The sequence below is a fragment of the Chrysiogenes arsenatis DSM 11915 genome (genome assembly GCF_000469585.1).
In the GTDB taxonomy this organism is placed as follows: Bacteria; Chrysiogenota; Chrysiogenetes; order Chrysiogenales; family Chrysiogenaceae; genus Chrysiogenes; species Chrysiogenes arsenatis.
Window position 1 is genome coordinate 250,416 of sequence record NZ_KI273144.1, and the last position, 11,964, is coordinate 262,379.

Below are 11,964 nucleotides of genomic sequence, written 5' to 3' on the forward strand. Positions count from 1 at the left end.
TTAGCTGAGTCCATGCCATTACCCGCAGATTTCTCGCTTCGCTCGAAACAACAAACGACACGACTAAGCACACTTCCTGTCATCTCGAACGCAGTGAGAGATCTCAGCCTCTTTCGGCCTTTCTTCCGTGGTTTTTTGCCTTTCATTCAAAATTAACAAAGGATCCCCACATGACCCAACAAAAAGTCGCCCTCATCACCGGAATCACCGGCCAAGACGGATCATACCTCGCCGAATTCCTCCTCAAAAAAGGATACATCGTCCACGGCATCAAACGCCGCACATCGCTTTTTAACACCGACCGCATCGACCACCTCTACCAAGACCCACACGTGGAAAACCGCAACTTCATCCTCCACTACGGCGACATGACCGACTCCATGAATCTCACGCGGATCATCCAAGAAACCCAGCCCGACGAAATCTACAACCTCGCCGCCATGAGCCACGTTCACGTCAGCTTCGAAACCCCCGAATACGTCGCCAACGCGGACGGCACTGGCACCCTACGGATCCTGGAAGCCGTCAAACTCCTCGGCCTCACCCAAAAAACCAAAATCTACCAAGCCTCAACCTCCGAACTCTACGGCAAAGTCCAAGAAACCCCACAAAGCGAAACCACCCCATTCTACCCCCGCTCCCCCTACGCCGTCGCCAAAATGTACGCCTACTGGATCACCGTCAACTACCGCGAAGCATATAACATGTTTGCCTGCAACGGCATCCTCTTTAACCACGAAAGCCCCGTGCGCGGCGAAACCTTTGTTACCCGCAAAATTACCCGCGCCGCATCGAAAATAGCCCTCGGATTACAAGATAAGCTCTACCTTGGCAACCTCGACGCGAAACGGGACTGGGGACACGCCAAAGACTACGTCAAAATGATGTGGATGATCCTGCAACACCACACCGCCGAAGACTGGGTTATCGCTACCGGGCAGACAACCACCGTAAGAGATTTTGTAAAAATGAGTTTTGCTTATGCTGGTATCACACTTCGATTTGAAGGCACAGGGGTAAATGAAAAAGGAATCATCGCCAGCATTGACGAAAATCGATACCGCTCCCTCATTCAAAATTCACCATTAAATATTCAAAATTGCATCGGTTCGACAGTAGTCGAAGTAGATGCTAAATACTTCCGCCCCACCGAAGTCGACCTCCTGCTCGGCGACCCCACCAAAGCTGAACAAAAACTCGGCTGGAAACGGGAATTCAACCTGCAAAACCTCGTTGACGACATGATGCAAAGCGACCTAAAACTCATGACCAAAGACGTCTATCTCAAGGAAGGCGGCTACAAAACTATGAGTTATTACGAGTAATCAATGACACAACAACAACTATTACAAACACTACGACACGCTCAAAAAGAACTTCAAGCGAACTTCGGCATCGAAAAAATCGCTCTCTTCGGTAGCTATGCACGTAATCAAGCACAGGAAGACAGTGATATAGATATCGCCATCCTTCAAACACAAAAGAAAGACTACTTTTCCCGCTTAAAAGCCATCCATTATCTTGAAAAGCTGTTGAATAAAAAAGTAGATATGGGGTATCTCGACACCATGCGAACCGTTATCCGCCAACAAGTAGAAAAAGAGATGATACATGTCGAGTAGAAATGCCGACCTATTTCTATTTGACGTATACATCGCAATCGTAAAAATTCAGCACTATGTCAGCGATTTTGCAGATGCAGAGAGTTTAAAAAATGACTGCAAAACATGGGACGCTACCATCAGAGAATTCGAAATAATCGGCGAAAGCACGAAAAACCTTATCAAACTGGGCATACTCGACGAAACACATCGCGATATAGTAGACTTTCGCAACGTACTCATTCATGCTTACTTTGCAATAGACGAACATGAAGTATGGGGAATAATCCAAACCTTTTTAGAAGGATTTAAACAAGAAATATCCACGATAATACACCACTATGAACCGCTGCAAAAAAAGCAACTTATTCATCTCCTCATACTAGAAAATCAACATATCGGTTTCCTGGTGCAAAGCCTACAGGAACTACAAAATGGAAAATAAAACCATCTACATTGCCGGACACCAAGGGATGGTCGGCAGTGCGCTCGAACGGCAACTCCGCCAAAACCCCAGCAACCACATTATAACCACCACCAAAAGCCAGCTTGACCTTACCGACCAAGCCGCCGTCAACCAGTTTTTTCAACAACACCGCATCGACCAAGTCTACCTCGCCGCCGCTAAAGTCGGTGGCATCCATGCAAATAACACTTACCCTGCCGAATTCATCTACCAAAACCTGATGATACAAACCAACATCATCCACGCCGCCCACCAAAACGGCGTACAAAAACTCCTCTTCCTCGGCTCAAGCTGCATTTACCCCAAACACGCCCCACAGCCGATGCAAGAAGAACACCTTCTTACCGGCCACCTCGAAGCTACCAACGAACCCTACGCCATCGCCAAAATCGCTGGCATTAAACTCTGCGAAAGCTACAACCGCCAATACGGACGCGACTACCGCTCCGTTATGCCCACCAACCTCTACGGCCCCGGCGACAACTATCATCCAGAAAACAGCCACGTCATCCCCGCCCTCATTCGCCGTTTTCATGAAGCAAAAATCAACAACACCCCAGCCATCCAAGCATGGGGCACCGGCACACCAAAACGCGAATTCCTCTACGCCGACGACATGGCCGAAGCCTCCATCCACGTCATGAACCTAGACCCTGAAATATACGCCCAGCACACCCAGCCCATGTGCTCACACATCAACGTAGGCAGCGGCACCGACATCACCATCAAAGAACTCACCCACACCATCGCCGCAGTCATCGGATACCACGGCACCATAGAATGGGACACCGCCAAACCAGACGGCACCCCCCGCAAACTCATGAACGTAAGCCGACTTGCTAAACTTGGCTGGCAAGCCACCACGCCGCTTGAAGAAGGAATCAAAAAAGCATACCAAGCATATTTAGAGAAAAATTAACAAAGGAGCCTTAATGACTCGCCTTACCACCTTCACATCCGAATCCGTATCCGAAGGCCACCCAGACAAAATGGCCGACCAAATCTCCGACGCCATCCTTGATGCCATCCTCGCCGAAGACCCCAAAGCTCGCGTCGCCTGCGAAACCCTCGTCAAAACCGGCCTCGTCATGCTCGCCGGCGAAATCACCACCAGCGCATGGATCGACGCCGAAGCCATCGTCCGCGACGTCGTCACAAAAATTGGCTACGACAACAGCAACCTCGGTTTCGACGGCCACACTTGCAGCGTACTGACCGCCATCGGCAAACAATCCCCCGACATTGCTATGGGCGTCAACGAAGCCGAAAACCACGAACAAGGCGCTGGCGACCAAGGACTCATGTTCGGCTACGCCACCAACGAAACCGACGTCCTCATGCCCGCCCCCATCACACTCGCACACCGCCTTGTCAAGCGCCAAAGCGACATGCGCAAAAAGAAAATCCTCCCTTGGCTCCGCCCCGACGCCAAAAGCCAAGTCACCCTACGCTACGAAAACGACCGCCCCATTGCCATAGACGCCATCGTCCTCTCCACCCAACACGACCCCCATATCGCCACTCAAGACCTGTGGGAAGCCGTAATGGAAGAAATCATCAAACCCGTACTCCCCACCGAATGGCTCCATAAAGGAACCAAATACCACATCAACCCCACCGGCAACTTCGTCATCGGCGGCCCCGTAGGCGACTGCGGCCTCACCGGACGTAAAATCATCGTCGACACCTACGGTGGATACGCCCGCCACGGCGGAGGAGCCTTCTCCGGCAAAGACGCATCAAAAGTCGACCGCTCAGCCGCCTACGCCGGACGCTACGTCGCCAAAAACATCGTCGCCGCCGGACTCGCCGAAAAATGCGAAATCCAAATCTCCTACGCCATCGGCGTCGCCGAACCCACCAACATCGCCGTCAACACCTTCGGCACCGGCACCATCAGCGACGACAAAATCGAAGCCTTGATCGCCAGACACTTCGACCTCCGCCCTAAAGGACTCATCAACATGCTCGGCCTCCTCAAACCCATCTACCAACAAACCGCCGCTTACGGCCACTTCGGCCGTAACGACATCGATCTACCATGGGAAAAAACCGACAAAGCAGAAATGCTAAAAAACGACGCGAAGTAGTCAAACACACAAGCTCCCGTCATCTCGAACACGCACTACCCGTCATCTCGAACGTAGTGAGAGATCTTGACCCCTTTCAGCAATTTGACATTCAAAATTATCAAAGGACTCACATGACAACACTCATCCAAGATTACAAAGTATCCGACATCACCCTCGCAGCCTACGGCCGCCGCGAAATCCGCATCGCCGAAACCGAAATGCCAGCCCTCATGACCATCCGCGAAAAATACCGCGCCGCACAACCCCTCAAAGGTGCCCACATTATCGGCTGCATCCACATGACCATCCAAACCGCCGTGCTCATCGAAACCCTCATCGCCCTCGGCGCTACCGTCCGCTGGAGCTCGTGTAACATCTTCTCTACCCAAGACCACGCCGCCGCCGCCATCGCCGAAGCTGGCATCCCTGTGTTCGCCTGGAAAGGGGAAACCGAAGAAGAATACTGGTGGTGCATTGAACAAACCATCAACACCCCCAACAACAACTGGCAGCCCAATATGCTTCTTGACGACGGCGGCGACCTAACTGCCCTGATGCATGACAAATACCCACATCTGCTCGCCAACATCCACGGCGTGTCCGAAGAAACCACCACCGGTGTCCACCGCCTACTCGAAATGCTTCAACAAGGAACCCTGAAAATCCCCGCCATCAACGTGAACGACAGCGTAACCAAAAGCAAAAATGACAACAAATACGGCTGCCGCCACAGCCTAAACGATGCCATAAAACGAGCCACCGACCACCTCCTCTCCGGCAAGCAAGCCCTTGTAATAGGCTACGGAGACGTCGGCAAAGGCTCAGCCGCCAGCCTACGCCAAGAAGGGATGATCGTAAAAGTCACCGAAATCGACCCCATCTGCGCCATGCAAGCCTGCATGGACGGATACGAAGTCGTATCCCCCTACAAAAACGGCATCAACACCGGCACCGCAGCCAGCATCGACGCCAATCTCCTCTCCAAAGTCGACCTTGTCGTCACCACCACCGGCAACCTGAACGTCTGCGACGCCCATATGCTTAACCAACTCAAAAACGGCGCCGTCGTCTGCAACATCGGCCATTTCGACAACGAAATCGACACCGCCTACATGCGCCAAAACTGGGCATGGGAAGAAGTCAAACCGCAAGTCCACAAAGTCTACCGCGACACTCCCGCAGGACAAACCCCAAATCCCGCCAGCACCAACTACCTCCTCCTCCTCTCCGAAGGAAGACTCGTAAATCTAGGCAACGCCACCGGCCACCCCAGCCGCATTATGGACGGATCATTCGCCAACCAAGTACTCGCACAAATCCACCTGTACCAAACACAATTTGCCACACTCGCACCAGAACAAAAACCACACGCCATCACCCTGCAAGTACTCCCAAAACAACTTGACGAAGAAGTCGCCCGCTATATGGTAGAAGGCTTTGGCGGTGTCATCACCCAAATGACCCCCAACCAGGCCAAATACCTAGGCGTAGCCATCGAAGGGCCGTTTAAACCAGAATCGTACCGATATTAATGAGGTACACATGAAAGCACTTATCCTTGCCGGTGGATTTGGCACACGCTTGAGCGAAGAAACCGATATCCGCCCTAAACCCATGATTCAAATTGGTGGCCAGCCCATATTATGGCATATCATGAAAATCTACTCACATCATGGCATAAACGACTTTGTTATTCTGCTCGGGTATAAAGGCTACTATATTAAGGAATACTTTGCTCACTACTTCTTGCACCGTTCTGATATCACGATTGATTTCCGAAATGGCAACGAGCGCGTTATCCATAAGCATAGCGCCGAACCGTGGCGCATTACGCTTGTCGACACCGGAGCAGAAACCATGACCGGTGGCCGTGTAAAACGGGCACAGGAATACGTCGGCAATGAGCCATTCTTACTCACGTACGGCGATGGCGTATCCGACATCAATATACAAGCACTTATTGATTTTCACAAAAAGCAACAAACCTACGCAACCCTTACCGCTGTGCAACCCAGTGGCCGCTTCGGCGCGTTAGCACTTTCAGAAGAGGATAAAGTTCAAGCATTCCAGGAGAAACCCAGAGGAGATGGATCTTGGATAAACGGCGGATTTTTTGTCTGCCAACCAGAAGTATTCCAATACATCACCAAAGGCGACCAAACTATTTTTGAACGCGACCCGCTTGAAAATCTTGCCAAAGAGGGACAATTGAGTGCCTACAAACACGATGGTTTCTGGCAGCCAATGGACACTCTGCGCGATAAAGTGCAACTGGAGGAAATGTGGCAAAGCGGCAATGCTCCGTGGAAGGTATGGGGATGAATCCAAACTTCTGGCAGAACCGAACCGTATTTCTTACTGGACACACTGGCTTTAAAGGTGGCTGGATAGCACTCTGGCTTTCCCATATGGGCGCTAAAGTTCATGGCTATGCACTGGCACCCCCGACCACGCCTAGCTTTTTCACCGAAACGCGCCTAGAAGAGCGACTTCACTGCTCAATAATCAATGACATACGTGATTTATCAAGCATAACGGAAGCAATGAAAACCGCAAAACCTTCGGTAGTCATCCATATGGCAGCACAGCCACTGGTAAGGGAATCCTACAACATACCCATTGAAACCTTCGCAACAAATGTTATGGGGACAGCAAACCTGCTTGAAGCAGTTCGTCAAACCAGCAGCGTGGAAGCAATTGTAAACATTACAACCGACAAGTGCTACGAAAATCAGGAGTGGGATTGGCCGTATCGAGAAAATGATCGATTAGGTGGGCACGACCCGTATTCATCAAGTAAAGCCTGTGCCGAACTTGTAGCAGCAGCGTATCGAAAATCATTTCTTGCTCATGCCAATATACATATTGCAAGCGTTCGTGCTGGCAATGTTATAGGTGGCGGCGATTGGGCCAAAGATCGCCTTATCCCTGATTTTCTGCGTGCACTGGATGCAGGCGTCACATTGCGCATTCGTTCGCCCCATGCGATTCGTCCTTGGCAGCACGTATTAGAGCCACTATCAGGATACCTTTCCCTAGCAGAAAAATTAGTCGCAAAAGGCTCTGAATTTGCTGATTCATGGAATTTCGGCCCCGAAGAATCAGATGCCAAACCAGTCGCCTGGATTGTTGAACAACTCTGTGAGAAAATTCCAAATGCGAAGTGGGAAATTGAAGGCTTGCCACAACCCCATGAAGCGGGGTTGCTCAAGCTTGACAGCGCAAAAGCAAAAGCTCGACTTGGATGGAAACCGCGCTGGTCATTAGAAACTGCTCTCTGGAATACCCTAGACTGGCATCAAGCATGGAAACGCGGCGAGCAAATGGCGGAATTTTCTATTCAACAAATCGAAGAGTATGTTACTGCATGAGTCGCCTTACCGTTCACCACACTACCATTGAAGGGCTCCATATTGTTGAGCGAAAACCACTTGGCGACGACCGTGGCTTTTTAGAGCGACTCTATTGCCAAGAAACGCTTGGCGAACCTTTGAAGCATAAAGGCATTCGTCAGATCAATCATACATTAACCCGAAAAACGGGCACTGTGCGCGGCTTACACTTCCAGTATCCGCCCCATGCAGAAACCAAAATAGTCACTTGTGTTAAAGGAAAAGTATGGGATGTAGCGGTTGATTTACGAAAGCATTCACCAACTTTTCTGCAATACCATGCGGTGACATTGTCAGAAGATAACTTTCAGAGCCTGCTTATACCCGAAGGGTTTGCACATGGATTTCAGACCCTTGCCCCTGATTGCGAATTACTTTATTTTCACACAGCGGATTATTGTTCCAGTGCAGAAGGGGCACTCAATGCAATAGACCCTTACCTAGCAATACCATGGCCACTGCCTATAGTAGAACGCTCAGAACGGGACAGTAACCACACCATGTTAACCGATACATTCTTGGGGGTTGAAATATTATGAACTGTCGCCACTGCGGAACACCGCTTATTCAGACCTTTCTTGATCTTGGTTTTGCGCCACCATCGAATGCATACCTAACGAAAAGTGATTTGAACCGACCAGAAACCTACTACCCACTTAAAGTAAAAGTTTGCGAGCAATGCTGGTTGGTACAAACGGAAGATTATGCAAAAGCAGATGTGCTTTTCACTTCAGAATATGCCTACTTTTCAAGCACCTCATCAAGCTGGTTGGCACACGCTAAGCAATATGCTGACGCAATTACCAAAGACTTAAAGCTTAACAGCGAAAGCCACGTTATCGAAATCGCATCAAACGACGGCTACTTGCTCCGCAATTTTCTTGTAGCAGGCATCCCCTGCCTTGGAATTGAGCCAACCGACAGCACCGCCGATGCGGCAGAGCAACACGGTATACCCGTTTTGCGCGAATTTTTTAGCGAATCTCTTGGTAAAGATTTAACCACTCAAGGCAAACAAGCCGATCTTATTGCCGCAAACAACGTTTACGCCCACGTGCCAGATATTAATGACTTTACACGAGGCCTCAAAGCCGCCCTTAAACCCAATGGAACAATTACATTGGAATTCCCCCACCTCATGCGCCTTCTTGAATACACCCAGTTCGACACCATCTATCACGAGCACTTTTCCTACCTCTCCCTCTACACCGTTCACCGTATCTTCACATTCGCAGGACTACGAATCTGGAAAGTCGAAGAATTAACTACACACGGTGGTAGTCTGCGGGTATATGGCTGCCACATCAATGACCCTCGGGCAGACCAACCTTCGGTTGCTGAATTACTCCAAAGAGAAAAAGATCACGGCCTTCAACGCCTACAAACCTATGCAGAGTTTCAACCACGTGCCGATAGAATTAAGAATGATTTATTAAGCTTTCTATTGGAACAGAAGCTTAAGGGGAAAAAGGTTATTGCCTACGGTGCCGCAGCTAAGGGTAACACACTACTAAACTATGCTGGCGTTAAGCCGGACTTGTTACCTTTAGTTTGCGATGCTGCGCCCGCTAAGCAAGGGAAATTCATGCCAGGTAGCCACATACCAATCCTTCCCCCAGACAAACTTTATTCCGCTAACCCAGACTATGTTCTTATATTGCCATGGAACATAGCGGAAGAGATTTTACAACAAAATTCAACGCTGAAAAAGCAAGGCGTACGATTCGTGACCGCTATTCCTCAGTTGGCGATTCTATGACACGGGTACTGGTTACAGGTGCCACTGGCTTTGTGGGGCGACAGATAATGCGTGCCCTTAGTGAACTTGATGTTACTCTAGTACCTGTTGTGCGCACTGGAAAAGAAAACCTAGTTAAAAATTTTCCAAAAGTAGAAAAAATCGTAATTTCTCAAGACATTTTTAGTGAGGATCGCTCTTGGTGGGTCAGACAATGCCAGGGTGTTGACGTCATTATTCATGCAGCGTGGTATGTTGAGCCAGGAGAGTATCTGCATTCGACACAAAACGTAACTTGCCTTGCTGGCTCTCTGAATCTTGCCCTTGGTGCTGCTGAGGTGGGCGTTAGACGCCTAGCAGGTATTGGGACATGCTTTGAGTATGATCTCTCCGGTGGGGTCTTGTCTGTAGAAACTCCTCTCAAGCCGTTAACACCTTATGCTGCATCAAAAGCGGCGCTCTTTCTCAGTTTATCCCAATGGTCGCTAACCCAACCGATAGATTTCATTTGGTGTCGCCTTTTTTACCTCTACGGTGAAGGTGAAAACGAGCGTAGGCTTGTACCGTACTTGCATAAACAATTCCAAAATAAAGAACCGGCAAAGCTGACCAGTGGTAAACAAATTCGTGATTTTCTTGATGTAACTGAAGCAGGAAAAAAAATAACTCACGCTGTGTTTAGCGATCAAATTGGTCCTGTTAATATCTGCTCTGGTGTTCCAATTACGGTCAGGCAACTTGCGGAGCAGATAGCCGATAAGTATGGGTTAAAACATTTACTTCATTTTGGCACACGGCCAGATAATCAGTTTGATCCGCCATGCGTGCTTGGAGTGCCACCTACACACTTGCCTGGAGAAAGCAATTTATGAGCAGAGTACTATATCAACAATACCATTTTCCAGTTTTGCAGAACCGCGTTTATGATTCTGCAGCTCAAGCTCAGGATTGCCCCAAAGGCGACATTGAAATTATCGAAAACCAACAGACGGGATTGATTTATAACACCTTATTTAAACCAGAATTGATCACCTATGATTCAAATTACAATAACGAACAAGGGGTGAGTCAGCGCTTCCGCGATCATTTGAATCAAGTGGCTGAGCTTATCGAAACGTTTCTGGGAAAGGAGAACCTCATAGAAGTAGGATGTGGCAAAGGCTTTTTTCTTGAAATGCTACTTCAAAGGGGTGCCGATATTATCGGGTTCGATACCACGTACGATGGCTCTAACCCACGTGTGGTAAAAAAATATTTTGAACCTGAAACCACTAAAACCCCTGCAAAGGGTTTAGTGTTGCGGCATGTCTTAGAACACATCCCTAACCCCATCGAATTTCTTTTTCAGCTGCGGCAGGCCAATAGAGAGCAAGGTTTGATTTATATAGAAGTGCCTTGCTTTGACTGGATATGTAAAAAACGGGCATGGTTCGATATCTTTTATGAGCATGTTAACTATTTTCGCCTGGCAGATTTTGACAGATTTTTCGAAAAAATAATCGATAGTGGCCGATTGTTCGGCGAGCAATATATTTATGTAATTGCAGACCTATCAACATTGCGTGCCCCAGTATTTGAGCCATCTAATGCGGTTGATTTTCCGCTCGATTTTCTTTCTCATCTATTTCCGAAAGAGCAAGATAAAAAAAATTATCCAACCTGCATTTGGGGCGGTGCATCAAAAGGCGTCATATTCTCGCTCTTACGGGAGCGCATAGGCGAACCTGTAGATTGTGTTATCGACGTCAACCCTGCAAAACAGGGAATGTTTTTACCTGGAACAGGACTTTTAGTTCAGTCCCCTGAAAGAGCGCTAAGAAATTTGCCTATAGGAACACCGATTTATGTCATGAACTCGAACTACCTTGAGGAAATTAAGACTATGTCAAATCATAAATTCAAATATTTAGGAGTGGATCAATGAACGAATTTAACCAAGAGACAAAAGTCCGTATAAGGGCCAATGCAAGCAACCAAAAGCTCATAGAGGCTGCCCAGCAGTTTGTGTATGAATCGCTTATCCCAAAGTATTCCTATAATTTCTCATCACTTGGCCGCCCAATTATTCAGTACCCACAAGATATGGTCGCTATGCAAGAACTTATCTGGGAAATTAAACCCGATCTCATTATAGAAACCGGTATTGCTCACGGTGGCTCGCTGGTTATGAGTGCATCTATGCTTGCTTTGCTCGATATGTGTGATGCGATTGAGTCTGGTGCAATGATTGATGCAAGAATATCCCAACGGAAAGTGCTTGGGATTGATATTGATATCCGTGCTCACAACCGCGCCGCCATTGAAGCCCACCCCATGGCTTCGCGCATTCAGATGATTCAAGGTTCAAGCATTGCGCCTGATATCGTCGAACAGGTGCATCAAGTAGCTAAAGATTATAGTCGCATAATGGTTTGCCTCGATTCTAATCATACCCACGAACACGTGCTGGCAGAGCTAAAAGCCTACGCCCCACTTACCAGTGTTGGTAGTTACTGTGTGATATTTGATACCATCGTTGAGGATATGCCAGCAGACATGTTCCCTGACCGACCTTGGGGACCAGGCGATAACCCTAAAACTGCGGTGTGGGAATATTTAAAAACCCATTCTGAATTTGAAATCGACAAAAGTATTCAACATAAACTGCTTATTACTGTTGCGCCTGATGGGTTTTTGCGGCGGGTGAATTAGGCAA

At 48.5% G+C, this 11,964-nt stretch carries 13 protein-coding genes; all 13 read left to right on the forward strand.

What is annotated here, in order from left to right:
* Positions 1–170: 170 nt before the first annotated feature.
* The 13 genes from gmd to P304_RS0112390 all read left to right on the forward strand — a co-directional run bounded on the left by gmd (position 171) and on the right by P304_RS0112390 (position 11,960).
* Positions 171–1,325 carry a GDP-mannose 4,6-dehydratase gene (gmd, locus tag P304_RS0112330; RefSeq protein ID WP_027390782.1) on the forward strand — a complete coding sequence of 385 codons (1,155 nt, stop codon included), beginning with the start codon at positions 171–173 and terminating at the stop codon, positions 1,323–1,325.
* 3 nt (positions 1,326–1,328) lie between these two features.
* On the forward strand, positions 1,329–1,622 hold the full coding sequence (gene mntA, locus P304_RS0112335; protein WP_027390783.1) for a type VII toxin-antitoxin system MntA family adenylyltransferase antitoxin: 294 nt from the start codon (positions 1,329–1,331) through the stop codon (positions 1,620–1,622).
* A complete protein-coding gene (locus tag P304_RS0112340; protein WP_027390784.1) occupies positions 1,612–2,046 on the forward strand; it encodes a HepT-like ribonuclease domain-containing protein in 435 nt (144 codons plus the stop codon). The genes mntA and P304_RS0112340 overlap by 11 nt, the downstream gene beginning before the upstream one ends.
* Positions 2,036–2,986: a GDP-L-fucose synthase gene (gene fcl / locus P304_RS0112345; protein WP_027390785.1), complete on the forward strand. Its 951-nt coding sequence runs from the start codon at positions 2,036–2,038 to the stop codon at positions 2,984–2,986. The genes P304_RS0112340 and fcl overlap by 11 nt, the downstream gene beginning before the upstream one ends.
* Positions 2,987–2,999: 13 nt before the next feature.
* The gene (gene metK / locus P304_RS0112350; protein WP_027390786.1) at positions 3,000–4,157 is read left to right on the forward strand and encodes a methionine adenosyltransferase; all 1,158 of its coding nucleotides are present in this window, start codon (positions 3,000–3,002) and stop codon (positions 4,155–4,157) included.
* A gap of 113 nt (positions 4,158–4,270) precedes the next feature.
* Positions 4,271–5,671, forward strand: coding sequence for an adenosylhomocysteinase (ahcY, locus tag P304_RS0112355; RefSeq protein WP_027390787.1), 1,401 nt, complete (start codon positions 4,271–4,273; stop codon positions 5,669–5,671).
* 10 nt (positions 5,672–5,681) lie between these two features.
* Complete coding sequence (rfbF, locus tag P304_RS0112360; protein WP_027390788.1) at positions 5,682–6,461, forward strand: glucose-1-phosphate cytidylyltransferase; 780 nt, start codon at positions 5,682–5,684, stop codon at positions 6,459–6,461.
* Positions 6,458–7,510 (forward strand): CDP-glucose 4,6-dehydratase, encoded by a 1,053-nt coding sequence (gene rfbG, locus P304_RS0112365; RefSeq protein ID WP_027390789.1) that lies wholly within the window; start codon positions 6,458–6,460, stop codon positions 7,508–7,510. Before rfbF ends, rfbG begins: the two co-directional genes overlap by 4 nt.
* Positions 7,507–8,070: a dTDP-4-dehydrorhamnose 3,5-epimerase family protein gene (locus tag P304_RS0112370; protein WP_027390790.1), complete on the forward strand. Its 564-nt coding sequence runs from the start codon at positions 7,507–7,509 to the stop codon at positions 8,068–8,070. Before rfbG ends, P304_RS0112370 begins: the two co-directional genes overlap by 4 nt.
* Entirely contained in the window at positions 8,067–9,290 is a 1,224-nt protein-coding gene (locus tag P304_RS0112375) for a class I SAM-dependent methyltransferase (RefSeq protein ID WP_027390791.1), read from the forward strand. The genes P304_RS0112370 and P304_RS0112375 overlap by 4 nt, the downstream gene beginning before the upstream one ends.
* The gene (locus P304_RS0112380; protein WP_027390792.1) at positions 9,287–10,141 is read left to right on the forward strand and encodes an NAD-dependent epimerase/dehydratase family protein; all 855 of its coding nucleotides are present in this window, start codon (positions 9,287–9,289) and stop codon (positions 10,139–10,141) included. Before P304_RS0112375 ends, P304_RS0112380 begins: the two co-directional genes overlap by 4 nt.
* The gene (locus tag P304_RS0112385) at positions 10,138–11,193 is read left to right on the forward strand and encodes a class I SAM-dependent methyltransferase (protein WP_027390793.1); all 1,056 of its coding nucleotides are present in this window, start codon (positions 10,138–10,140) and stop codon (positions 11,191–11,193) included. The genes P304_RS0112380 and P304_RS0112385 overlap by 4 nt, the downstream gene beginning before the upstream one ends.
* Positions 11,190–11,960: a cephalosporin hydroxylase family protein gene (locus P304_RS0112390; RefSeq protein ID WP_027390794.1), complete on the forward strand. Its 771-nt coding sequence runs from the start codon at positions 11,190–11,192 to the stop codon at positions 11,958–11,960. The genes P304_RS0112385 and P304_RS0112390 overlap by 4 nt, the downstream gene beginning before the upstream one ends.
* Positions 11,961–11,964 lie beyond the last annotated feature (4 nt).

Coding starts and splice junctions, on each gene's coding strand:
- gmd (WP_027390782.1), top strand. CDS start 171: ATGACCCAACAAAAAGTCGCCCTCATCACCGGAATCACCGGCCAAGAC.
- mntA (WP_027390783.1), top strand. CDS start 1,329: ATGACACAACAACAACTATTACAAACACTACGACACGCTCAAAAAGAA.
- P304_RS0112340 (WP_027390784.1), top strand. CDS start 1,612: ATGTCGAGTAGAAATGCCGACCTATTTCTATTTGACGTATACATCGCA.
- fcl (WP_027390785.1), top strand. CDS start 2,036: ATGGAAAATAAAACCATCTACATTGCCGGACACCAAGGGATGGTCGGC.
- metK (WP_027390786.1), top strand. CDS start 3,000: ATGACTCGCCTTACCACCTTCACATCCGAATCCGTATCCGAAGGCCAC.
- ahcY (WP_027390787.1), top strand. CDS start 4,271: ATGACAACACTCATCCAAGATTACAAAGTATCCGACATCACCCTCGCA.
- rfbF (WP_027390788.1), top strand. CDS start 5,682: ATGAAAGCACTTATCCTTGCCGGTGGATTTGGCACACGCTTGAGCGAA.
- rfbG (WP_027390789.1), top strand. CDS start 6,458: ATGAATCCAAACTTCTGGCAGAACCGAACCGTATTTCTTACTGGACAC.
- P304_RS0112370 (WP_027390790.1), top strand. CDS start 7,507: ATGAGTCGCCTTACCGTTCACCACACTACCATTGAAGGGCTCCATATT.
- P304_RS0112375 (WP_027390791.1), top strand. CDS start 8,067: ATGAACTGTCGCCACTGCGGAACACCGCTTATTCAGACCTTTCTTGAT.
- P304_RS0112380 (WP_027390792.1), top strand. CDS start 9,287: ATGACACGGGTACTGGTTACAGGTGCCACTGGCTTTGTGGGGCGACAG.
- P304_RS0112385 (WP_027390793.1), top strand. CDS start 10,138: ATGAGCAGAGTACTATATCAACAATACCATTTTCCAGTTTTGCAGAAC.
- P304_RS0112390 (WP_027390794.1), top strand. CDS start 11,190: ATGAACGAATTTAACCAAGAGACAAAAGTCCGTATAAGGGCCAATGCA.